The organism is Streptomyces tropicalis (assembly GCF_029269835.1).
GTDB lineage: Bacteria > Actinomycetota > Actinomycetes > Streptomycetales > Streptomycetaceae > Streptomyces > Streptomyces tropicalis.
The window spans coordinates 67,370-89,810 of record NZ_JARJBB010000011.1 but is presented as its reverse complement, the minus strand read 5'-3'; the positions used below and the strand labels follow the sequence as shown (position 1 = coordinate 89,810).

Annotated in this window: 20 protein-coding genes and 1 pseudogene; 13 read left to right on the top strand and 8 right to left on the bottom strand. The window is 72.5% G+C overall.

Translation table 11 applies throughout. The features are described 5' to 3' along the window. The first annotated feature begins 36 nt into the window (after positions 1 to 36). On the top strand, positions 37 to 1,362 hold the full coding sequence (locus P3H78_RS21320) for an RNA polymerase sigma factor (protein ID WP_276110692.1): 1,326 nt from the start codon (positions 37 to 39) through the stop codon (positions 1,360 to 1,362). 68 nt (positions 1,363 to 1,430) lie between these two features. On the opposite strand, the gene P3H78_RS21315 is transcribed toward P3H78_RS21320, so the two are convergent. Further along, positions 1,431 to 2,615, bottom strand: coding sequence for a class I SAM-dependent methyltransferase (locus P3H78_RS21315; protein WP_438828008.1), 1,185 nt, complete (start codon positions 2,613 to 2,615; stop codon positions 1,431 to 1,433). 147 nt (positions 2,616 to 2,762) lie between these two features. On the opposite strand from P3H78_RS21315, the gene P3H78_RS21310 reads away from it, so the two are divergent. The 4 genes from P3H78_RS21310 to groL all read left to right on the top strand — a co-directional run bounded on the left by P3H78_RS21310 (position 2,763) and on the right by groL (position 6,722). Then, positions 2,763 to 3,623: a polysaccharide deacetylase family protein gene (locus P3H78_RS21310; RefSeq protein ID WP_276110690.1), complete on the top strand. Its 861-nt coding sequence runs from the start codon at positions 2,763 to 2,765 to the stop codon at positions 3,621 to 3,623. A gap of 2 nt (positions 3,624 to 3,625) precedes the next feature. Then, a complete protein-coding gene (locus P3H78_RS21305; protein WP_276110788.1) occupies positions 3,626 to 4,438 on the top strand; it encodes a polysaccharide deacetylase family protein in 813 nt (270 codons plus the stop codon). 240 nt (positions 4,439 to 4,678) lie between these two features. Continuing rightward, complete coding sequence (gene groES / locus P3H78_RS21300; RefSeq protein WP_067397107.1) at positions 4,679 to 4,987, top strand: co-chaperone GroES; 309 nt, start codon at positions 4,679 to 4,681, stop codon at positions 4,985 to 4,987. 115 nt (positions 4,988 to 5,102) lie between these two features. Beyond that, positions 5,103 to 6,722: a chaperonin GroEL gene (gene groL / locus P3H78_RS21295; protein WP_276110689.1), complete on the top strand. Its 1,620-nt coding sequence runs from the start codon at positions 5,103 to 5,105 to the stop codon at positions 6,720 to 6,722. A 280-nt stretch (positions 6,723 to 7,002) separates the two neighbouring features. Here groL and P3H78_RS21290 read toward each other — a convergent pair whose 3' ends face one another. After that, on the bottom strand, positions 7,003 to 7,512 hold the full coding sequence (locus P3H78_RS21290) for an ATP-binding protein (protein ID WP_276110688.1): 510 nt from the start codon (positions 7,510 to 7,512) through the stop codon (positions 7,003 to 7,005). Between the two features lie 821 nt (positions 7,513 to 8,333). On the opposite strand from P3H78_RS21290, the gene P3H78_RS21285 reads away from it, so the two are divergent. Together P3H78_RS21285 and P3H78_RS33575 are read left to right on the top strand one after the other, a co-directional pair. Then, positions 8,334 to 9,185, top strand: coding sequence for a helix-turn-helix domain-containing protein (locus tag P3H78_RS21285; protein ID WP_438828007.1), 852 nt, complete (start codon positions 8,334 to 8,336; stop codon positions 9,183 to 9,185). Further along, a pseudogene (locus tag P3H78_RS33575) lies at positions 9,182 to 9,304 on the top strand (DUF397 domain-containing protein); the annotation flags it as partial. The gene P3H78_RS21285 and the pseudogene P3H78_RS33575, both read left to right, overlap by 4 nt. Here P3H78_RS33575 and P3H78_RS33570 read toward each other — a convergent pair. From P3H78_RS33570 to P3H78_RS21265, 4 genes are all read right to left on the bottom strand, one after another. After that, on the bottom strand, positions 9,253 to 9,888 hold the full coding sequence (locus P3H78_RS33570; protein WP_438828012.1) for a DUF7008 domain-containing protein: 636 nt from the start codon (positions 9,886 to 9,888) through the stop codon (positions 9,253 to 9,255). The pseudogene P3H78_RS33575 and the gene P3H78_RS33570 sit on opposite strands and share 52 nt — an antisense overlap. 128 nt (positions 9,889 to 10,016) lie before the next feature. After that, positions 10,017 to 10,724, bottom strand: a complete 708-nt coding sequence (locus P3H78_RS21275) for an ester cyclase (protein WP_276110686.1) — start codon at positions 10,722 to 10,724, stop codon at positions 10,017 to 10,019. Between the two features lie 99 nt (positions 10,725 to 10,823). Continuing rightward, the gene (locus tag P3H78_RS21270; RefSeq protein ID WP_276110685.1) at positions 10,824 to 11,597 is read right to left on the bottom strand and encodes an SDR family NAD(P)-dependent oxidoreductase; all 774 of its coding nucleotides are present in this window, start codon (positions 11,595 to 11,597) and stop codon (positions 10,824 to 10,826) included. 172 nt (positions 11,598 to 11,769) lie between these two features. Next, the gene (locus P3H78_RS21265) at positions 11,770 to 12,438 is read right to left on the bottom strand and encodes an MOSC domain-containing protein (RefSeq protein WP_276110684.1); all 669 of its coding nucleotides are present in this window, start codon (positions 12,436 to 12,438) and stop codon (positions 11,770 to 11,772) included. Between the two features lie 78 nt (positions 12,439 to 12,516). Between P3H78_RS21265 and P3H78_RS21260 the strand changes: the two genes are divergently transcribed. Then, the gene (locus tag P3H78_RS21260) at positions 12,517 to 13,443 is read left to right on the top strand and encodes a LysR family transcriptional regulator (protein WP_276110683.1); all 927 of its coding nucleotides are present in this window, start codon (positions 12,517 to 12,519) and stop codon (positions 13,441 to 13,443) included. Between the two features lie 423 nt (positions 13,444 to 13,866). Here the strand turns inward: P3H78_RS21260 and P3H78_RS21255 are convergent, their stop codons facing one another. Further along, positions 13,867 to 14,196: a WhiB family transcriptional regulator gene (locus P3H78_RS21255; protein ID WP_276110682.1), complete on the bottom strand. Its 330-nt coding sequence runs from the start codon at positions 14,194 to 14,196 to the stop codon at positions 13,867 to 13,869. 381 nt (positions 14,197 to 14,577) lie between these two features. Between P3H78_RS21255 and P3H78_RS21250 the strand changes: the two genes are divergently transcribed. From P3H78_RS21250 to P3H78_RS21235, 4 genes are all read left to right on the top strand, one after another. Further along, positions 14,578 to 15,189 (top strand): response regulator transcription factor, encoded by a 612-nt coding sequence (locus tag P3H78_RS21250; protein ID WP_003948568.1) that lies wholly within the window; start codon positions 14,578 to 14,580, stop codon positions 15,187 to 15,189. 396 nt (positions 15,190 to 15,585) lie between these two features. Next, positions 15,586 to 16,173: a sigma-70 family RNA polymerase sigma factor gene (locus tag P3H78_RS21245; RefSeq protein ID WP_276110681.1), complete on the top strand. Its 588-nt coding sequence runs from the start codon at positions 15,586 to 15,588 to the stop codon at positions 16,171 to 16,173. Between the two features lie 195 nt (positions 16,174 to 16,368). Beyond that, entirely contained in the window at positions 16,369 to 17,871 is a 1,503-nt protein-coding gene (gene guaB, locus P3H78_RS21240) for an IMP dehydrogenase (RefSeq protein ID WP_276110680.1), read from the top strand. A gap of 116 nt (positions 17,872 to 17,987) precedes the next feature. Beyond that, a complete protein-coding gene (locus tag P3H78_RS21235; RefSeq protein WP_276110679.1) occupies positions 17,988 to 19,112 on the top strand; it encodes a GuaB3 family IMP dehydrogenase-related protein in 1,125 nt (374 codons plus the stop codon). A gap of 79 nt (positions 19,113 to 19,191) precedes the next feature. Here the strand turns inward: P3H78_RS21235 and P3H78_RS21230 are convergent, their stop codons facing one another. After that, on the bottom strand, positions 19,192 to 20,400 hold the full coding sequence (locus tag P3H78_RS21230) for a nucleotide sugar dehydrogenase (protein WP_276110678.1): 1,209 nt from the start codon (positions 20,398 to 20,400) through the stop codon (positions 19,192 to 19,194). Positions 20,401 to 20,667: 267 nt separating this feature from the next. Here P3H78_RS21230 and P3H78_RS21225 point away from each other — a divergent pair, with 267 nt between their 5' ends. Next, positions 20,668 to 22,374, top strand: a complete 1,707-nt coding sequence (locus P3H78_RS21225) for a glycerol-3-phosphate dehydrogenase/oxidase (protein WP_276110677.1) — start codon at positions 20,668 to 20,670, stop codon at positions 22,372 to 22,374. Positions 22,375 to 22,441: the final 67 nt, after the last annotated feature.

The window sequence follows — 22,441 nt, the reverse complement described above, 5'->3', positions numbered from 1 at the left end:
TGGCCCCGGGCCGCGGAGGGTGTTGCATGGTGGGCTGTGGAACCGCAGCCCACCGCCCCGCCCGGCGGACCCGCCCCCTCCGCGGGGCCGGCCCCGTCACCGGGGTCCGCCGCGCCCGCCGGGGCCGCCCACGCCCTGGAGACCGTCTTCCGCCTGGAGTCCCCGCGCGTCGTCGCGGCCGTCGCGCGGATCGTGCGGGTCGTCGGCATCGCCGAGGAGATCGCCCAGGACGCCCTGGTCGCGGCGCTGGAGCAGTGGCCCCGTGACGGGGTGCCGGACAACCCCGGCGCCTGGCTCACCGCCACCGCCCGCCACCGGGCCGTCGACCTGGTGCGCCGCCGCGAGCGGTACGCCCGCAAGCTGGCGGAGATCGGCCGCGACCTCGGCACCGTGGCCCCGCCCGCCGAACCCACGGGCCCCGACGACATCGACGACGACCTGCTGCGGCTGGTGTTCACCACCTGCCACCCCGTGCTGTCGGCCGAGGCCCGCGCCGCCCTGACGCTGCGTCTGCTCGGCGGGCTCACCACGGCCGAGATCGCCCGTGCCTTCCTGGCGCCCGAGCCCACGGTCGCCCAGCGCATCGTGCGCGCCAAACGGACGCTGGCCGCCCGCAACGTCGCCTTCGAGGTGCCCTGCGGTCCCGACCGCGCGGAGCGCCTCGGGTCGGTGCTGGAGGTCATCTACCTGATCTTCAACGAGGGGTACGCGGCGACCGCCGGCGACGACTGGCTGCGCCCGGGGCTCTGCGAGGACGCGCTGCGCCTGGCCCGGCTGCTCGGCGGCCTGATGCCCAAGGAGCCGGAGGTGCACGCGCTGACGGCGCTGCTGGAGTTCCAGGCGTCCCGCACCGCCGCGCGTACCGGGACCGACGGCGCGCCGGTCCTGCTGAAGGACCAGGACCGGCGCCGCTGGAACCGCATGCTGATCGCCCGCGGGGTCGACGCCCTGGCCCGGGCCGACGCCACCTCCCGGGGAGCCCCGGGCCCCTACGCCCTCCAGGCCGCCATCGCCGCCTGCCACGCGCACGCGTACTCCTACGAGGAGACCGACTGGGCGCGGATCGCCGCCCTGTACGGCGCGCTGGCCGTCCGGTCCCCGTCCCCGGTGGTGGAGCTGAACCGCGCGGTGGCGGTGTCCATGGCGTCGGGGCCGGCCCCCGCCCTGGCGATCGTCGACGCGCTGGCCGCCGGACCCGCCCTGCGCGACTACCACCTGCTGCCCAGCGTCCGCGGCGACCTGCTCGCCCGCCTCGGCCGCACGGAGGAGGCGCGCGCGGAGTTCGCCCGTGCCGCGACCCTGGCCCGCAACACCCGCGAGCGCGCCCTCCTCCTGCGCCGCGCCGCCGGTCCGGAGGCCTGAGCCCCGCGCCCGGTGCCGGACCGGGGCGCGGCGCGGCCTGCCGGGCCGTCGTGGCCCGGCGGGGGCCGTCACGGCGTGGCGGGCCGTCCGAGGAGCATGGTGGGGGCCCCGGCGACGCGGGTGAGGAACACGGTCATGGACCCGGTGCCCTGCGGTTTGGGGAGGACCTTGCGGCGCAGCTCCTCCGGCTCGACCGCCGAGCCGCGCTTCTTGACGGTCAGTGTGCCGACCTCCCGCTCCCGCAGCAGGGCCTTGAGCCGCTTGGCGTTGAAGGGGAGCCGGTCGGTGATCTCGTAGGCCGTGGCGTACGGGGTCGGGCGCAGTTCGTCGGCGGTCACGTAGGCGATGGTCGGGTCGATCAGGCCGCCGTCGAGCGGTTCGGCGGCCTCGGCCACCAGGTGGGCCCGGATGACGGCGCCGTCGGGCTCGTAGAGGTAGCGCCCGACGGGACGCACCCCGGGGTCGGGCAGTCCCCGGCCGAGCAGCGTGCGCGGGCCGGGAAGCAGGGTGGCCCGGACCCGGCCGGGCTCGGTGCCGAACCAGAGCACCGCCTCCTTGACGTCCCCGCCGTCGGAGATCCACTCGGCCTCGGCCTCCTCGGGGACCGCCTCGTGCGGGATGCCCGGGGCGACCTTGAGGGCGGCGTGCGGGGCGGCGCGGGCGGCCTCGACGGCCCAGGACAGCGGCGGTGAGTAGGCCTCCGGGTCGAAGACGCGGCCCCGGCCGCCCCGCCGGGCGGGGTCGACGAAGACGGCGTCGTAGGGAGCGGTGTCGATGCCGGCGACGTCCGCCTCGCGGACCTCGATCAGCTCCGACAGCCCCAGCGTCTCGGCGTTGGCGCGGGCCACGGCCGCGGTCAGCGGGTCGCGGTCCACGGCGAGGACCCGGATCCCGGCGCGGGCGAGTGCGACGGCGTCCCCGCCGATCCCGCAGCACAGGTCGGCGACGGAGGCCACGCCGAGGGCGCGCAGGCGTTCCGCCCGGTGCGCGGCCACGGCGGACCGTGTCGACTGCTCGACGCCGTTCGGGGTGAAGAACATCCGCTCCGCGTCCGCGGTGCCGAACTTGGCCGCCGCCCGCTGCCGCAGCCGGGCCTGTCCGAGGGCCGCCGACACCAGCTCCGCGGGGTGCTGCCGGCGCAGGCGGGTGGCGACGGCCAGTTCGGCCGCGGGGTCGGTGCCGCGGACCTCGTCCAGGAGGGCGCGGCCCTCGGGGGTGAGCAGCTGGGCGAAGGCGTGCAGGTGGTCGTTCACCGGCTCATTGTGGGCCAGTCGGTGGACGGAGTGCCTCCGGCCCGCGGTGTCGGCGCCGGTTGCGGGCCCGGGCCTGCGAGGATCCGGCTCATGGGAGCAGTAGTACAAAATTACAAAAAATGTGCAAAGCGGGCGTCGGCGCGAACGATGGGAGCCCGCGGACTGCTCGCCGCCCTCGCCGGTGCCGCTCTCGCCTCCGGCTGCGCCCGGCCGGACGCCCGCGAGGTGCGCCCCGCCCCCGGTCAGGAGCGGGTGGGCTCCTACGCCGCCCGGCTGCGCGCCTCCTACCCGGCCCGCGCCGCGGCCGCCCGGCGCTGGGACCTGGAGCAGGTGCCGCTGCTGCCCCCGAAGCCCCCCGCGGTCAAGCCGGAGATCACCCCCCGCGCCGGCTTCGAGGTAGGCCACCAGCGGGACTGGGACCTGCCCCCGGTCTTCACCACCGTCCCCACCAAGGACCGCGTCGTCTTCCTCACCATCGACGACGGTGCCGAGAAGGACCCCCGGTTCCTGCGGATGATGCGGGACCTGAACGTCCCGTACACCGCCTTCCTCAGCAACTACCTGGTGAAGGACGACTACGGCTACTTCCGGACCGTGCAGGGCCACGGCAACACCCTCGGCAACCACACCCTGCACCACCCGTACCTGCCCGGCCTGTCCTACGGCGAGCAGCGGCACGAGATCTGCGACATGCAGGACATCATGCAGCGGCAGTTCGGCCGGCGTCCCACGGCCTTCCGCCCGCCCTACGGCAACTACAACCAGGACACCCTGCGCGCCGCCAAGTCCTGCGGCATCAGGTACGCGCCGATCTGGAACGAGGAGGTCTACGTCGACCACTGGGAGTTCCGCGCGGACGACCAGCGCATCCGCCCCGGCGACATCGTCCTGACCCACTTCCGCGGCCGCCGCGAGTGGAACGGCACCATGACCGACGACATGCGACGGTTCCTGAACAAGGTCACGGCCGAGGGGTTCGCGGTGGCCCGGCTGGAGGACTACCTGTGAGGGTGCGGCTGCGCACCTCGGCCGCGGCCCTCCTCGCGGCCACGCTGCTGGGCGGCTGCGCCACCTCGGTCGACCCCATCGAACGGCTGGGCAGGAAGGCGGCCCAGCGCGTCGGGCCGCAGCACCCGGCCGTGGAGCCGGCCTACCGCCGCTGGGGCCTGGCGGCCCCGCTCGCCGCACCCCCGCGGCCGTCCGCCCGCCCGGGTCCCCCCGGCGCCCGGGACGCGGGACCGCCCCCCGTGGTGGACCGCGTCCGCACCGCCGACAAGGTCGTCTTCCTCACCTACGACGACGGGGCGGAACGGGATCCGCGGTTCGTCGACATGGTCCGTGACCTGCGGCTCCCGGTGAGCATGTTCCTCACGGACAGTGTCGTGGGACCGGGGTACGGCCACTTCGCCCGGCTGCTGTCGGTCGGCGCGGACCTGCAGAACCACACCCTGGACCACCCGTCGCTGCGCGGCCTGCCCTACGCCGGTCAGCGCACCGAGATCTGCGGCCAGCGCGACAAGCTCCGCGCCCGCTTCGGCGTCCGCCCCCGCCTCCTCCGCCCGCCGTACGGCAGGTACGACGCGACCACGCTGCACGCGGCGGCCGACTGCGGCGTGAGCGCGGTCGTGCTCTGGCGCGCCGCCATGACCGACTCCGACCTGCACTACGTCCACGGCCCCCGCGCGCTCCGCCCCGGGGACGTCCTCCTCGTCGCCTCGGACGACGACCTCGACGGACCGGGCCTGCGCGAGCGGACGGCCCGCCTGCTGCGCCGCGTCCAGGAGCAGGGACTGACGGTGGGGCGCCTCCAGGACTACCTCTGACCGGCGCCCGGAGGACCCGCCCGCGTGTACGCCCACGACGAACACGGGCCGACGCGCCGTGCGCAATTGGCACTCCGCTTGACCGAGTGCTAACGACGGTCATAGTCTCGGCCCTGGCACTCACCACTGGAGAGTGCCAACACAGCGACGGGCAGGTCCGGCACCCGCGACGACGGATCGACCTGGTCGCCACCTCAGACAGTGAAACCCCGTGAGATCTCCGAAGGGGGAGGTCGGATCGTGACGACCACCAGCTCCAAGGTTGCCATCAAGCCGCTCGAGGACCGCATCGTGGTCCAGCCGCTCGACGCCGAGCAGACCACGGCCTCTGGCCTGGTCATTCCGGACACCGCCAAGGAGAAGCCCCAGGAGGGCGTCGTCCTGGCCGTGGGCCCGGGCCGCTTCGAGGACGGCAACCGTCTTCCGCTCGACGTCAAGGTCGGCGACGTCGTGCTCTACAGCAAGTACGGCGGCACCGAGGTGAAGTACAACAACGAGGAGTACCTCGTCCTCTCGGCTCGCGACGTCCTCGCGATCATCGAGAAGTAGTCACCTCAGCAAACCTGCTGTCAGCTGCGCCCCTGGCTCCCCGCCACCGATAGGAAAGCCGGGCGCCCGGGGCGCAGTTTCGTTCACCAAGAATTCCGAGAGGGCTCCCGCTGCCATGGCGAAGATCCTGAAGTTCGACGAGGACGCCCGTCGCGCCCTCGAGCGCGGCGTCAACAAGCTTGCCGACACGGTCAAGGTGACGATCGGCCCCAAGGGCCGCAACGTCGTCATCGACAAGAAGTTCGGCGCTCCCACCATCACCAACGACGGTGTGACCATCGCCCGTGAGGTCGAGGTCGAGGACCCGTACGAGAACCTCGGCGCCCAGCTGGTGAAGGAGGTGGCGACCAAGACCAACGACATCGCGGGTGACGGCACCACCACCGCCACCGTGCTCGCCCAGGCGCTGGTGCGCGAGGGCCTGAAGAACGTCGCCGCCGGTGCCTCCCCGGCCGCCCTGAAGAAGGGCATCGACGCCGCGGTCAAGGCCATCTCCGACGATCTGCTGGCCACCGCCCGCCCGATCGACGAGAAGTCCGACATCGCCGCCGTCGCCGCGCTGTCCGCCCAGGACCAGCAGGTCGGCGAGCTCATCGCCGAGGCGATGGACAAGGTCGGCAAGGACGGCGTCATCACCGTCGAGGAGTCCAACACCTTCGGTCTGGAGCTGGACTTCACCGAGGGCATGGCCTTCGACAAGGGCTACCTGTCGCCGTACTTCGTCACGGACCAGGAGCGCATGGAGGCCGTCCTCGACGACCCGTACATCCTGATCCACCAGGGCAAGATCGCCTCGATCGCGGACATGCTCCCGCTCCTCGAGAAGATCATCCAGGCGAACGCCTCGAAGCCGCTGCTGATCATCGCCGAGGACGTCGAGGGCGAGGCCCTGTCGACCCTGGTCGTCAACAAGATCCGCGGCACCTTCAACGCCGTCGCGGTGAAGGCCCCGGGCTTCGGTGACCGCCGCAAGGCGATGCTCCAGGACATGGCCGTCCTCACCGGCGCCACCGTCATCTCCGAGGAGGTCGGCCTCAAGCTCGACCAGGCCGGTCTGGACATCCTCGGCTCCGCCCGCCGCATCACCGTCACCAAGGACGACACCACGATCGTCGACGGCGGCGGCAAGCGGGACGAGGTCGAGGGCCGCGTCGCCCAGATCAAGGCCGAGATCGAGACCACGGACTCCGACTGGGACCGCGAGAAGCTCCAGGAGCGCCTCGCCAAGCTGGCCGGCGGCGTGTGCGTGATCAAGGTCGGCGCCGCCACCGAGGTGGAGCTGAAGGAGAAGAAGCACCGTCTGGAGGACGCCATCTCCGCGACCCGCGCCGCGGTCGAGGAGGGCATCGTCTCCGGTGGTGGCTCCGCGCTCGTCCACGCCGCCAAGGTCCTCGAGGGCAGCCTCGGCAAGACCGGCGACGAGGCCACCGGTGTCGCCGTCGTCCGCCGCGCGGTCGTCGAGCCGCTGCGCTGGATCGCCGAGAACGCCGGCCTGGAGGGTTACGTCATCACCTCCAAGGTCGCCGAGCTCGACAAGGGCCAGGGCTTCAACGCCGCCACCGGCGAGTACGGCGACCTGGTCAAGGCCGGCGTCATCGACCCGGTGAAGGTCACCCGCTCCGCCCTGGAGAACGCCGCCTCCATCGCCTCCCTCCTCCTCACGACCGAGACCCTGGTCGTCGAGAAGAAGGAGGAGGAGGAGCCGGCCGCCGCGGGCCACGGCCACGCCCACTGACGCACGTCGGTGAGCCGTACTGAGGTACGGCGCCGAGCCCACCGAGGCCCGGTCCCCCGCGGGGGGCCGGGCCTCGGCGTGCGACAGGGCGTCGCTCGAAGCGCGCCTCAGCCGCCCTCGCGCACCAGGAACCGCACCTTCTCCCCGAGCTCCGCACCGGCACCGGCCTCGTCGGCCGGCCGAGCGGCGAGGGCCACTACTGAGCAGCGCGGCTCGGGCCGGGGCGGACCGCACGTCACCGCCGCCGGTCAGGTCGGCCCCATTCCCTGGCTCGGCCCGGTCAGCTCATCGGCTGCGGCTCGTCGGCCGTGATCCTCATCCCGTAGGTGCGCCCTGCCGGGCACCCGGCGGGCACGACGGCCCAGACGGTCTTGCCGGGGGCGCCCGGCCGTGGGACCGCACCCCAATCCCTGGCGAGGGACGCGACGAGGAGAAGTCCCCGGCCGCTCTCATCGTCGCCCTCGGCTTCGTGCGGCGTCGGCAGGCGCTCCCCCCGGGCGTCGCTCACTTCGACGCGCACGTGCCCCGCCTCCGCGCTGAGCCTCAGCTCGGCGTCCCGGCCGGGTACGAGGCCGTGGGTGACGGCGTTCGCGGCCAGCTCGGCGACGACCAGTTCCACGGCGTCGTGGACCGGCGTGCCGTAGGGCCATCCCCAGGTGTCCATCTGCTGTGAGGCGAGTCTGCGGGCGAGCCGGGCGCCGCGCGGGGACGCGGTGAAACGGAGGGTGAGGACCGGCTGGTCGGCGGCCGGGCGCAGCGGCGGGCGCTGCCGGTCGGGGGAGGTCGTCATGGACCGAAGATCTCGCGGCGCGTCGGGCCGTCACCAGGTCCGCAGCCCCTACGCGCGCGGTCTGTCGGGGTGGGGCGCGGGCGCGTAGGGCTTGTCGGGGTGCCCGGCCGGGCGGACGGGAGTCGGCCGGGAGTCCCGCACCGGCCGCCGTCGGCGAACCCGGCCCGGGACGGCGCGGCTTCGGTCTCTCCGGCACCGCCGCCTCCTGTGAAGCGGCGGGCCATTCGCATTACTTCTGATGCGGCCAAGACCGTGTGAAAACGATCCCCTAATTCTGGCCGCCCCGGACAGTGCGCTTGTTCGCTTTGTCTATCAGCAGTGCGTAGGCGCCGGCCAGAACGAATGTGGCCACGTATTGAGCCCAATCGGTCCCGGCGAGCAGCTTGTTCACTCCGATGAGTACGGCAATCCAGACGAGCGTGAAAAGGAGGCGTCGGAGGACAGCCGTGGGTGCCGGATGAGGTCGTGCGAGAACTGGGTGAAGGCGCGCGGGGGCGCGATATGGTGCCGGTAAATCACTGTGGGAGCCCTTACTTCCACTGGTGGTCAAGGCCCTCGCGGACGGTTGCAGCCGTTGCGGGGGCCGTCTTCGTGTGCGCCCGGCGAGGCGCGCGGAAGACGTGTTGTCGGGGTGACCGTACCGCACGGAAAGTGCGCGCGTACGCGTTGAGTGAAGAAAGCCTTCGCGTGGGGCGTTCACTCGTACGACGCAACTTGTCCTGCTCTGAGCTTGGTTGACGCTCTCTCTTTCTAGTCTGCGATCACGTGAACTGGTTGGGTCGGCGTACGGCCGGGTGACGCGGGAGCCGAAGGGGCGAGGGGTGGAGTCGGGCGCGGATTCGGGCGCGGGTGTGGGTGTGGGTGCGGAAGGGGACTCGAACGGGGAGTTCCTGCGCTGCTTCGGCCGCCAGGTCAAGTTGTTTCGAGAGGCTGCCGGGCTGACGCAGGCGCAGTTGGGCGAGCGGGTCGGTTACGGCGAGGCGCAGATCGCGGCGGTGGAGCAGGGGCGGCGGATCCCGAGGCCGGAACTGGTGGAGGCGGTGGATCGGGAGACGGGGGCGCGGGGGGTGCTCGCGGCCATGAAGGGGGAGGTGGCGAAGGCTCGGTATCCGGGGTTCTTCCGCGAGTTCGCGGCTCTGGAGGCCGATGCGGCCGAGCTGCACGCTTATGACGCCCACCTCGTCAACGGGCTTCTGCAATGCGAGGAGTACGCCCGAGCCGTCTTCGGCATGTGGCGACCTTTACTGGATGCCGAGATCATCGAGCAACGGTTGTCGGCACGGTTGGATCGCCAGAAGGTGCTGGCGCGACGCCCCAAGCCGTTGCTGAGCTTCGTCATCGAAGAGAACGCGCTGCGCAGGCCGCTCGGTGGGACTGATGTCATGCGTGCCCAGTTGGAACACCTGCTGCTGATCGGGCATGAGCGCAACGTGGAACTCCAAGTGATGCCGACCGACCGCGACGAACATGCCGGAGTCGCGGGACCGTTCACATTGATCCTCACGCGGGGACGACGGAGGATGGCGTACACGGAGGTGCAGAGCAACAGCACCCTGCACACGGAGCCAGCGAAGGTCCAAGGGTTCGAGTCCACCTACGGAGTCCTCCGAGCGCAAGCCATGACCCCCAGGGAGTCGCTGGCCTGGATCGAGAAGCTCTTGGGAGAGTTGTGAACGCCAACGACGATCAGGCAGCCGAGCTGACCTGGGTGAAAAGCAGCTACAGCGCAGGCGATGGTGGTCAGTGCGTCGAGGTCGCCACCGCCGGCCCTCTCGTGTACGTGCGCGACTCGAAGCGGCCGGGCGGGGCGGTACTCAACGTCTCCGCCGCGAGGTGGACGGCGTTCGTGAGCCTGGCCGTACGCGGTTGATGCGCACGAGGGGCGGTAAGGAGCCGTTTCGCTCCCTGCCGCCCCTCACTCGCGCCTGCTGGCAGGGGCACTCGCTCTTCTTCTGGCGGCCGCGAGTCTTCTTCTCGGGGCGCCCGCCGGTTGACGAGGTCGGACTCGGACGGCTCCCGCTCGGCGCGGCCCGAGCCGAGGGCGGCTTGGAACTCCTCGGCGGGGTTGCCCTCCGACTCCTCGTCGTACTCGCCGTACCACTGGTGGACCCAGGGCATCACCTCGCGCAGACCGGCAAGGAGCGGAACGAAGCGCGGGTCTTCCTTGGCCCATCCGTCGGTCTCGACGCGGTCGCGGATCAGGCTGACGAGGGCGTCGGCCGGGTCGCTGTGGTTCCAGCCGGCCCAGCCGAGCAGCAGGGAGCCGTCTGCCTCGGGGGAGGTGCCGGGGTAGCAGATGAAGCGCTCCTTGGGCTGACCCGTGCATCGGAGCGATCTCCGTCCCGGCGGGCCGCGGTACGCGGCCGCCGCTCCCACTCGCTCCCGGCCGAGCGGGAACGGCGCGGCGATCAGTGCCGCGGCCACCCGCGCCGTCGCCTCGCCTCGACCCCGGGCTGCGGCAGCCCTGACTCGCCGAAGCGATCCGGCAGGTCGGCCCTCCAGGGTCAGCCCTCCAGCGCGTCCAGCGCCCCGAGCTGCGCCATCAGGCCCAATTGGTCGTGCTGCCACCAGAGCTCGGCGATCTTCCCGTCCTCACCGAAGCGGAACAGGGTCGTCCCGGACATGGTGACCTGCTTCCCGGTGGGCGCGATGCCCAGGAAGTCGCCCGTGTGCACGGCGTTCCAGGTCCAGCGCGCGCAGGCCCGGTCGCCCTGGGCGATCAGGTCATCGACCGTGAAGGCGAAGTCGAAGGCGCCCCGCCACATGTCGAACTCGCGCCGCAGGGCGTCGAGGCCGATGGTGTCCTGCGGGTTCACCGGGTCGTGGCTGTGGCAGTCCTCGGCGAGCAGGTCGTTCATCGCGGGAAGCTCGCCCGGCGCGGCCAGCGTCTCGAACAGCCTCCGCGCGGTGGCCGCGCACAGCGGCTCGTCCCGCACCACGTCGAGGTCGGTGAACACGGGCGCCCCGTCGCACAGCGCGAGCATGTCCCGGAAGATCCGGTCGGTCTCCGGAAGCCGCGAGTTCCGCATCGCCTCCTCGTACGACGGGAACTCCACCAGCTCCACGATGTGCGACGCGTCCGAGCGGTCCTTGCCGACCACCGTGTGCGTCGCCGTCCTCTTCCCCCGGGTCTGCTCGACCCAGGTGTCCATCAGCCGATTCATCTCGTCGATCCGGCTCGTCCTGCACTCGATGAGCTGTACGAAGGTCATGGCGTCGCCTCCGGCCCCCCTGGGTCCCGGTAGTGAGCACGACCATTTTCCCACCGGGGCGCCGCCGTCACCTCCGTGCCGGGAGCACGGACCGGCGGGTCACTGCGGCCCGTACTTCCGTCCCGTCCTCGAGGTGACTCCGCCGAGCAGACCGCGGGGGGTCACCTTCACCAGACCCATCAGCGCCTTGTAGCGGGGGTCCGGGACCGAGAGGGTCCGGCCTCGGGCCAGGTCGGCCAGGGCGGCCGCGACCAGCTTGTCCGCGTCCAGCCACATCCAGTTCGGGATGCTGTCCGTGCCCATCCCGGCGCGCTCGTGGAACTCGGTGCGCACGAAGCCGGGGCACAGCGCCATCAGGCGCACGCCCGTCCCGGCGAGGTCCCGGGCCGCGCCCTGCGTGAACTGCACGACCCACGCCTTCGACGCGCCGTACGTGCCGCGCGGCACGAAGGCCGCCACCGACGCCACGTTGACCACACCGCCGCGTCCCCGCTCGCGCATCGCGTCGGTCGCCGCCGACGTCAGACGCAGCACCGCCTCGATGTGGACCTTGAGCATCCGCAGCTCGTCGTCCATCGACACGTCGAGGTAGCGGCCCTTGTTGCCGAAGCCGGCGTTGTTGATCAGCAGGTCGACGGGGTTCTTGCGGTCGCCCAGGCGCCGGGCGACCGACTCGATGCCCGCGTCGGTCGCCAGGTCCGCCGTCAGCACCTCCGCCTCGATGCCGTGCCGGTCGTGCAGTTCGGTCGCCTGCTCGGTCAGACGCTTGGTGTCCCGTGCCACCAGCACGAGGTTGTGCCCGTCAGCCGCCAGTCGCCGCGCGAACGCGGCGCCGATCCCCGCGGTCGATCCCGTAATCAGAGCCGTTGTCATGGCGAAAGATTAGTGGGCCGGGCGGTGGGTCCGATCTCCGTACAGGCCCCCGATCGGTGGGGCGGAGTGCGGAGCGGGCCGGTGCCCGCCGGTGCACACCCGCCGGCCCGGGCGGAGGGCGCACGATGACGCCCGTTCAGCCGCCGTCGCCCGTCACGCTGTTGACGCCTGCTCACCCTCCGTGTGCATCGAGGTACGTGCGGGCCGCCGCGAGCGACGCCGGGTGCAGGGCCGGGCCGGCGGCGAGCAGGCGCGGCAGCAGGGTGCGCTCGGTGGTGACGGCCCGGAACTGCAGGGCGACGGTCACGCCGTGGTCGGGCCGGTGCACGATCTCGACCGGGTCGCCCGCCCGGATCTCCCCGGCCTCGACCACCCGCAGGTACGCGCCCGGCGCCCCCTTCTGCGTGAACCGCCGGACCCAGCCCCCCTCGCCCAGGTGCCCCTGGAAGGTCCGGCACGGGATCCGCCCGCTGGTGACCTCCAGCACGACGCCCGCCCCGATGCGCCAGCGCTCGCCTATCCGCGCGCCGGACACGTCCAGGCCCGCCGTGGTCAGGTTCTCGCCGAAGGCGCCGTCGGCCAGGGTGCGGCCGAGTGTGCGCTCCCAGTCGTCCAGGTCCTCACGGGCCACCGCGTACACCGCCTGGTCGTCGCCGCCGTGGTGCCGCAGGTCGCAGACCGCGTCGCCGGCGAGCCCGCTCGCACCCGTCCCCTTCGGCCCCGGCGCCGCCACCCGCACCGGGCCCTCCACCGGCCGCTTGTCGATGCCGGTCACGCCCTCCGGCTGGTCGGTGTACGGCACGGCCCGCGGGCGGCCCAGATTCACTGACAGAAGCTTCATGGCGCCACGGTAGGCGAGCGGCCCAAAGCGGCGACAGCCATCCGGCGTCCGCACCCAAGGATCGCTTATGCTCACAGAGTGATAGAGGCTCGTCATCTCCGGGTGCTGCGCGCCGTGGCCACCACCGGATCCTTCTCCGCGGCCGGGCGCGAACTGGGCTGCACCCAGCCCGCCGTCAGCCAGCAGATGAAGGCCCTGGAGTCCGCCGTCGGCACCCCGCTGCTCGTGCGCAGCGGCCGGGAGATGCGGCTGACCCAGGCGGGCGAGGCCCTCGTCCGCCATGCCGGCGGGATCCTCGCCGGGCTCACGGCCGCCGAGGAGGAGGTCGCCGCCATCGCGGGGCTGCGCGCCGGGCGGGTCCGGCTGGTCTCCTTCCCGAGCGGCAGCTCCACCCTGGTGCCCACCGCGCTGGCCGCGCTCCGCGCCGCGCACCCGGGCACCCGCGTCTCCCTGGAGGAGGCCGAGCCGCCGCGCTCGGTCGAGCTGCTCCGCGAGGGCGACTGCGACGTGGCCCTCGCCTTCCGCTACGAGGGGGCCGCGGGCGCCGGGGAGTGGGACGACCTCGTCGTCCGGCCGCTCCTGGCCGACCGGCTGGTGGCGCTGGTGCCCGAGCGGCACCGCCTCGCCCGCGCCGGGACGGTCGCGCTCGGCGAGCTGGCCGGCGAGCCGTGGATCGCGGGCTGCCCGCGCTGCCGGGGCCAGCTCGTGGAGGCGTGCGCCGGTGCCGGCTTCACCCCCCGGATCGACTTCGCGACCGACGACTACCCGGCGGTGGTCGGCCTGGTGGGCGCCGGACTCGGCGTCGCCGTCCTGCCCCAGCTGGCGATCGAGTCCGTCCGCCCGCGCGGGGCGCGCATCGTGGCGCTGGAGCCGGAGGTGCGGCGGGAGATCGTCGCGCTGACCCTGCCCGACCTGGCCCAGGTGCCGGCGGTGGCGGCGACCCTGGACGAGCTGACGCGCGCGGCGGCCCGCGGAACCGCGGACCCGGGCCTCCGTCCCGCGTGAGGCGTCGGCCGGCAGGCCGCGCACGGGCTGCGGGGAGAACGGCGGGGCGCGCGTAGCCCCGGAGGGCCGGCGGGGTGCGGGTCGGTGGAGGGGTGACCGGCGGGGTGCGGGTCGGCGGAGGGGTGACCGGCGGGGTGCGGGTCGGCGGAGGGGTGACCGGTGGGGCTCGCGTCGGCGGCGGGACGACCGGTGGGGCGCGCGGCGGCAGAAGGACGACCGGCGGGGCGCGCGGCGGTGGAGGCGGAGACCGGTGGGGTGCGCCGTCCTGCGGAAGGCCGGTGGGGTGCGCTCAGGCCCCCGACGGACCGGCGGGGCGTGCGCGGGCACACGAAAGCCGGGGCGCGGTCACACCCGCACGCGGTGCGCCGTCCCGGAACCACAAGGGCACGCCTGCGCGTGCCCTGCTGATGCAGAAACGTTCCTTCAGTTGTTCGATGCGCCGTCGGCGCTGCCGGACGACGCCGTTACCAGCCGGTTCCTGGCCCGCCCCATGAGCTCTTCGCGCTCGTCCTCCGTGAGCCCGCCCCACACGCCGTACGGCTCGCGCACCGCCAAGGCGTGCGCCGCGCACTCCGCACGGACCGGGCACCTCATACAGACCTCCTTGGCCGAGTTCTCCCGAGCGCTCCGAGCCGCACCGCGCTCGCCCTCCGGATGGAAGAAGAGCGAGCTGTCGACCCCGCGGCAGGCCGCCAGCAGCTGCCAGTCCCACAGGTCCGCGTTCGGACCGGGGAGGCGCGAGAAATCTGCCATTACGTGACCCCTTGTAGCCATTCGTGGCGGATACGGTGCCAACGACCGTACATCTCCAATCTAAGGAGATGAAAATATGACTCATTGCGAATCTAGCTCCAGACACCGTGAAACGGGAAGAAAAGCGGCCGAATGGGGCATTGCTTGTGATGAAAAGTTGAGAGCCTGGCGGGCATGTCTGCACCGTGTCCGCTTCCTCACGTAGAGTGCCGAAGATGGCACACAGCCCCGTAACTCTTTCGAGTGACCGTCGTTGAGAGTGCGGAGGCGGTTGAAAACAAAAGTGCTCGGGCAGGCGTCCGAGGCGCTCGACCGCACAGGTGACGATTTCGTACCAGCCTGGAGGCTCAAGGTGACGCGCATCAGCTGCGGAGGGCGGCCATGACATCCGTCCTCGTCTGCGACGACTCCCCGCTTGCCCGAGAGGCGCTCCGTCGCGCGGTCGCTACCGTGCCCGGCGTCGAGCGCGTGACGACGGCGGCCAACGGCGAGGAAGTCCTCCGCCGCTGGGGCGCCGACCGCTCGGATCTCATCCTGATGGACGTGCGCATGCCCGGTCTGGGCGGCGTCGAGACCGTGCGGCGTCTGCTCTCGGCGGACCCCGGTGCGCGCATCATCATGCTCACCGTCGCCGAGGACCTCGACGGGGTGGCGCTCGCCGTCGCCGCCGGCGCCCGCGGCTATCTGCACAAGGACGCCTCCCGCGCGGAGCTGCGCGCCACGGTGACACAGGCCTTGGCCGACCCCACCTGGCGGCTCGCCCCGCGCCGGCTGCGCTCCGCCGAGATGGGCGCCGCGCCCACGCTCACCGCGCGCGAGATCCAGGTGCTCGAGGGCATGAGCCATGGCCGGTCCAACGCGGAGATCGGCCGTGAGCTGTTCCTCTCCGAGGACACCGTGAAGACGCACGCCCGCCGGCTCTTCAAGAAGCTCGGCGCCTCGGACCGCGCGCACGCGGTGGCGCTCGGATTCCGCTGGGGCCTGGTCCGCTGAGGAGCACCCCGGCCCCGGGGTGGAGCACGCGGCCGGCGGCACCCCCACGCGTCAGTGGAGGCGTGGGGGACGTCCGGCCGCCCTACGGTCGTGGCGGTGCGTGCGGCGTACCGTGTACCGGCCTGCGGGGCGAGACGGCCGCGCGGTCCGGACGGCCGGCGCGGCCGCCGTCCGGTGCGGGGCGGGCGCCGGTGGCGCTGTGCCCCGCCGGACGTCCGCTGCTCGTTTCGCGGCGGATGCCGCATCCTTGAGGATGTGGAGTTCCTCGGGGACGAGTCGGTCGAGCGGAAGGGGAGGGCGCAGGGGATGAGTTCCGGCGCACCTGCTCATAACGCTTCGGTGCACAACCACGGAGGCGGTGCCGCCGAGCCTTCGGCGCCAAGGCACCATGGACCGATGCGCGACGACGAGGCGGCACGTGCCCAAGGGCAGATCGGCGCACTCGTCCACCGCGCCGTCGACGGGGACGAGCAGGCCACGCACGACCTGCTGGCCCGGGTGCACCCGCTCGCCCTGCGCTACTGCCGCACCCGTCTGTCCCGGCTCCCGGGCGACGCGCGCCACTTCGTCGAGGACCTCGCGCAGGAGGTCTGCGTCGCCGTCCTGCTCGCCCTGCCGCGCTACCGCGACACCGGCCGCCCCTTCGAGGCCTTCGTCTTCGCCATCGCCTCCCACAAGGTCGCCGACCTGCAGCGGGCGGCGATGCGGCACCCCGGGCTCACCGCCGTCCCGTCCGACGAGATGCCCGAGCGGCCCGACGACTCCCTCGGCCCGGAGGAGCGTGCGCTGCTCAGCAGCGACGCCGAATGGGCCAAGAAACTCCTGGCCAACCTGCCGGAGAACCAGCGCGAGCTCCTGCTGCTGCGCATCGCCGTCGGCCTGACGGCGGAGGAGACGGGTCAGATGTTGGGAATGTCACCGGGCGCGGTCCGGGTCGCCCAGCACCGTGCGCTGAGCCGGCTGCGGGCGCTGGCGGAGCAGTGACCCGCGGGCCCGCACGGGGCAACACCCACGCCACCGGCGGCCCATGACCCTGCGGGGGACCTCCGTGAACGGCCCCCCGCCTCCCTCCGTACGAACGTACGAAGCTGTACATCCCCTCGGACCGTGGAATGAGCCAGCCGCGCTTCCCGTTAGCATGGACATCCGCACCGATCAAGGCCATGTGGGGAAGGTGTCATGACTGCCAACGTCGACGGAGTGCCCGCCAAATTCGCGACACTCGGGCTGACCTACGACGACGTACTGCTGCTGCCGGGCGCATCCGAGGTGCTCCCCAACGCGGTCGACACCTCGTCGCGCATCTCGCGCAACGTCCGGGTGAACATCCCGCTGCTGTCGGCCGCGATGGACAAGGTCACCGAGTCCCGCATGGCGATCGCGATGGCCCGCCAGGGCGGCGTCGGCGTGCTGCACCGGAACCTCTCCGTCGAGGACCAGGTCAACCAGGTCGACCTCGTGAAGCGCTCCGAGTCCGGCATGGTCACCGACCCGATCACGGTGCACCCCGACGCGACGCTGGCCGAGGCCGACGCCCTGTGCGCCAAGTTCCGCATCAGCGGCGTCCCGGTCACCGACGGCGGCAAGAAGCTGCTCGGCATCGTCACCAACCGCGACATGGCCTTCGAGTCCGACCGCTCCCGCCCCGTGCGCGAGGTCATGACCCCGATGCCGCTGGTGACCGGGCACGTCGGCATCTCCGGCAGCGACGCCATGGAGCTGCTGCGCCGCCACAAGATCGAGAAGCTTCCCCTGGTCGACGAGGCGGGCGTCCTCAAGGGCCTCATCACGGTCAAGGACTTCGTCAAGGCCGAGCAGTACCCCCGGGCCGCCAAGGACGCCGAGGGCCGGCTGCTCGTCGGCGCCGCCGTGGGCGCCAGCCCCGAGGCGCTGGAGCGCGCCCAGGCGCTCGCCGAGGCCGGTGTGGACTTCCTGGTCGTCGACACCTCGCACGGCCACAACAGCAACGCCCTGAGCTGGATGGCGAAGATCAAGTCGAGCGTGCGCGTCGACGTGATCGGCGGCAACGTCGCCACCCGCGACGGCGCCCAGGCGCTGATCGACGCCGGTGTGGACGGCATCAAGGTCGGCGTCGGGCCCGGCTCGATCTGCACCACGCGTGTGGTCGCCGGCATCGGCGTCCCGCAGGTCACCGCCATCTACGAGGCGTCCCTCGCCGCCCGCCCGGCCGGCATCCCGCTGATCGGCGACGGCGGCCTCCAGTATTCCGGCGACATCGGCAAGGCGCTCGCCGCCGGTGCCGACGCGGTGATGCTGGGCAGCCTGCTGGCGGGCTGCGAGGAGTCGCCGGGCGAGCTGCAGTTCATCAACGGCAAGCAGTTCAAGTCGTACCGGGGCATGGGCTCGCTGGGCGCCATGCAGTCCCGCGGCCAGGGCAAGTCGTACTCGAAGGACCGCTACTTCCAGGCGGAGGTGGCCGCCGACGACAAGCTCGTGCCCGAGGGCATCGAGGGCCAGGTGCCCTACCGCGGCCCGCTGGCCAACGTCCTGCACCAGCTCGTCGGCGGCCTGCGCCAGACCATGGGCTACGTGGGCGCCGCCGCCGTCGACGAGATGGAGTCGAAGGGCCGCTTCGTGCGGATCACCTCCGCGGGACTCAAGGAGAGCCACCCGCACGACATCCAGATGACGGTCGAGGCACCGAACTACAGCAGCAAGTGATCCTCACGCGCGCGTGAGGCACGACAGGGGCGGCCCGGCGGGACTCCCGGGCCGCCCCTGTCGTGCCCGTCGGCGATACTGGAAGACGCTGAAACGCAGAGGGAAAGGCCACAGACGTGACTGAGATCGAGATCGGGCGCGGCAAGCGCGGCCGCCGGGCGTACGCCTTCGACGACATCGCCGTCGTCCCCAGCCGCCGTACGCGGGACCCGAAGGAGGTCTCGATCGCCTGGCAGATCGACGCCTACCGCTTCGAGCTGCCCTTCCTCGCCGCCCCCATGGACTCCGTCGTCTCCCCGGCCACCGCCATCCGGATCGGCGAGCTGGGCGGCCTCGGAGTGCTGAACCTCGAGGGCCTGTGGACGCGCCACGAGGACCCGCAGCCGCTGCTCGACGAGATCACCGAGCTGCCGGCCGAGGCCGCGACCCGCCGTCTGCAGGAGATCTACGCGGCTCCCATCAAGGAGGAGCTGATCGGCGCGCGCATCAAGGAGGTGCGCGACGCGGGCGTGGTCACCGCCGCCGCGCTCTCCCCGCAGCGCACGGCCCAGTTCTCCAAGGCCGTCGTGGACGCGGGCGTCGACATCTTCGTCATCCGCGGCACCACCGTGTCCGCGGAGCACGTCTCGTCCTCGCACGAGCCGCTGAACCTGAAGCAGTTCATCTACGAGCTGGACGTCCCGGTGATCGTCGGCGGCTGCGCCACCTACACCGCGGCCCTGCACCTGATGCGCACCGGCGCGGCCGGCGTCCTGGTCGGCTTCGGCGGCGGCGCCGCGCACACCACGCGCAACGTGCTGGGCATCCAGGTCCCGATGGCCACCGCCGTGGCCGACGTGGCCGCCGCACGCCGCGACTACATGGACGAGTCCGGCGGCCGGTACGTGCACGTGATCGCCGACGGCGGCGTCGGCTGGTCCGGCGACCTGCCCAAGGCGATCGCCTGCGGCGCCGACGCGGTGATGATGGGCTCCCCGCTCGCCCGCGCCACGGACGCCCCCGGCAAGGGCCACCACTGGGGCATGGAGGCGGTCAACGACGAACTGCCCCGCGGCCAGAAGGTCGACCTCGGCACGGTCGGCACCCTGGAGGAGGTTCTCACGGGCCCGTCGCACACCCCCGACGGCTCCATGAACCTCTTCGGCGCCCTCCGCCGCGCCATGGCCACCACCGGCTACAGCGAGCTCAAGGAGTTCCAGCGGGTCGAGGTCACGGTCGCGGACTCCCAGCACCGCCGCTGATCCACCGCCCCCTGGGGCGGACAGGGCCCGGCCGTCCGCACACGCGGGTGACCGGGCCCTTCGGCGTGCATGCCCGTGCTCACAACCGGTGCGCCGCCCCCGTCGGGGCGGCGCCGCGGGTGTCCAGGAGGAGTTGGGCCTTCACGGACAGGCCCTGGAGGTCGTAGGTGCGGTGCTGCTGGAGCAGGACGGTCAGGTCCGCGTCGGCGACCGCCTCGTAGAGGGCGTCCGCGCGGGGCACCGGGCGGTTCAGGACGCTCCAGGACGGCACGTGCGGGTCGTGGTAGCTGACGGACGCCCCCAGCTCCATCAGCCGCGCGGCGATCTCCCGGGCGGGTGTGCCCTGGAGATCGGCGAGGTCCGGCTTGTAGGTGACGCCGAGCAGCAGCACGCGCGCGCCGCGGGCCGACTTGCCGTGCTCGTTCAGCAGGGTGGCCGCGCGCTGGACGACGTAGCGCGGCATCCGGCTGTTGACCTGCTGGGCCAGTTCCACCATGCGCAGGCCGGAGCCCGCGTGCCCGGCCAGGTCCTGCGGCAGGCCGTGGCCGCCGACGCCGGGGCCGGGCCGGAACGCCTGGAAGCCGAAGGGCTTGGTCTCGGCGCACCGCACCACGTCCCACAGGTCGACGCCCAGGTCGTGGCAGAGCACGGCCATCTCGTTGACCAGCGCGATGTTCACGTGCCGGTAGTTGGACTCCAGCAGCTGGACGGTCTCCGCCTCGCGCAGTCCGCGGGCGCGGACCACCTTGTCGGTGAGCCGCCCGTAGAAGGCGGCGGCCGACTCGGTGCAGGCCGGGGTCAGGCCGCCGATCACCTTCGGCGTGTTGGCCGGGGTGACGTCGCGGTTGCCGGGGTCGACGCGGCTCGGCGAGTAGGCGAGGTGGAAGTCGCGGCCCGCGCGCAGCCCCGAGCCCTCCTCCAGCAGGGGACGCAGGACACCCTCCGTGGTGCCGGGGGGCACCGGCGACTCCAGGATCACCGTGGTGTGCGGGCGCAGCCGCTCGGCCAGCGCCCGTGCGGCGGCCTCCACCTGGCCGAGGTCCAGCCCGCCGTCCGCGCTCCGCGGGGTCGGCGCGCAGATGACCGCGGTGCGCACCCGGCCCAGCTCGGCCGGGCCGGTGGCCGTGCGGAAACCTCTGGCGTGCATGCGACGCAGCTCGGCGGGGCTGAGGGGACCCGCCTCGGGGCCTGTCCGGTACCCGAGGGTCGGGATGCCGGCGGCGACGGCGGCCTGGGCCAGGGGAAGGCCCAGTGCGCCGAGTCCGATGACGGCGAGATCTGCGGGCATGGAGTGGGCCGTCCTTCCAATAACCGAGGTGGGGCTGGCGCGCAAGCCCGGTGGACAGAATGAGCGAGCGCAATGTCAGACTAGGAGTAAATATGACCGTTTTGTGGGATTGACCAGCGCGTTTCTCGGAGAGTCCGCGCCGGTTGTCCACAGGCTGAGGGCGACTGGTGGCTGAAGTCGGGCATCAAGGTCAGAATTTGGTGCATGGGGAAGGGACGGGCTTCGCCCACGGGGTGCGGCCGGCGCGACCTACAGCGGGAGGCGGCAGTGAGGACAGCGACTCTGGGGCCGGTGCAGCGAGCCGAGGCCCTCGCGGACATGGCCGAGCGGGAACTGGACGTCCTGGTCGTGGGCGCGGGCGTGGTCGGCGCGGGTACCGTCCTCGATGCCGCGACCCGCGGTCTGTCCACGGGCATCGTCGAGGCCCGCGACTGGGCGTCCGGCACGTCGAGCAGGTCCAGCAAGCTGATCCACGGCGGGCTGCGCTATCTGGAGATGCTCGACTTCGCGCTGGTCCGCGAGGCCCTCAAGGAGCGCGGCCTGCTCCTGGAGCGGATCGCCCCGCACCTGGTGAAGCCGGTGCCCTTCCTGTACCCGCTGCAGCACCGGGGCTGGGAGCGCTTCTACGCCGGATCCGGCGTCGCGCTCTACGACGCCATGTCGATGGCCCGCGGGCACGGCCGCGGCCTGCCCGTGCACCGTCACCTGACCCGCCGTCAGGCCCTGCGGGTCGCGCCCTGCCTGAAGAAGGACGCACTGGTCGGCGCGCTGCAGTACTACGACGCCCAGGTCGACGACGCCCGCCTGGTGACGGCCCTGGTGCGCACCGCGGTGATGTACGGCGCGAAGGCCGCCAACCGCGCCCGCGTCACCGGTTTCCTGCGCGAGGGCGAGCGGGTCGTGGGTGCCCGGGTGACGGACGTGGAGAGCGGCCAGGAGTACGAGATCCGCGCCAAGCAGATCGTCAACGCCACCGGCGTGTGGACCGACGACACCCAGGCGATGGTCGGTGAGCGCGGCCAGTTCCACGTGCGGGCCTCCAAGGGCATCCACCTGGTGGTGCCGCGGGACCGTATCAGCTCGTCGACGGGGCTGATCCTGCGGACCGAGAAGTCCGTGCTCTTCGTGATCCCCTGGGGCCGGCACTGGATCGTCGGCACCACCGACACCGACTGGGACCTCGACAAGGCCCACCCCGCCGCCTCCAGCGCGGACATCGACTACCTCCTGGAGCACGTGAACTCGGTCCTGGCCGTACCGCTCACCCGCGACGACGTCGAGGGCGTCTACGCGGGCCTGCGGCCCCTGCTGGCCGGCGAGTCCGACGCCACGAGCAAGCTCTCGCGCGAGCACACCGTCGCCCACCCGGCGCCGGGGCTCGTGGTGGTGGCGGGCGGCAAGTACACGACGTACCGGGTCATGGCCAAGGACGCGGTGGACGAGGCCGTGCACGGACTCGACATGCGGGTCGCCGACTGCGTCACCGAGGACGTGCCCCTGCTCGGCGCGGAGGGCTACCGCGCCATGTGGAACGCGCGGGCGCGCATAGCCGCCGAGACCGGCATCCACGTCGTCCGCGTGGAGCACCTGCTCAACCGGTACGGCTCGGCCGCGCAGGAGGTCCTCGACCTCATCGCGGAGGACCCGAAGCTGGGCGAGCCGCTGCGGGCGGCGGACGACTACCTGCGCGCCGAGATCGTCCACGCCGCCTCGCACGAGGGCGCCCGTCATCTGGACGACGTGCTGACCCGGCGCACCCGCATCTCCATCGAGACCTTCGACCGGGGCGTACGCAGCGCCCGTGAGTGCGCCGAACTGATGGCGCCGGTGCTGGGCTGGGACGAGGACCAGATCGAGCGGGAGGTCGAGCACTACGAGAAGCGGGTCGAGGCCGAGCGGGAGTCGCAGCGGCAGCCCGACGACCTGACGGCCGACGCGGCCCGCCTCGGGGCGCCGGACATCGTGCCGCTGTAGCGGTAGCTGTAGCTGTAGCGGGAGCGGGAGCGGGTTGCGTCGGGCCGGGCGCCGCCCGGCCGGTGGG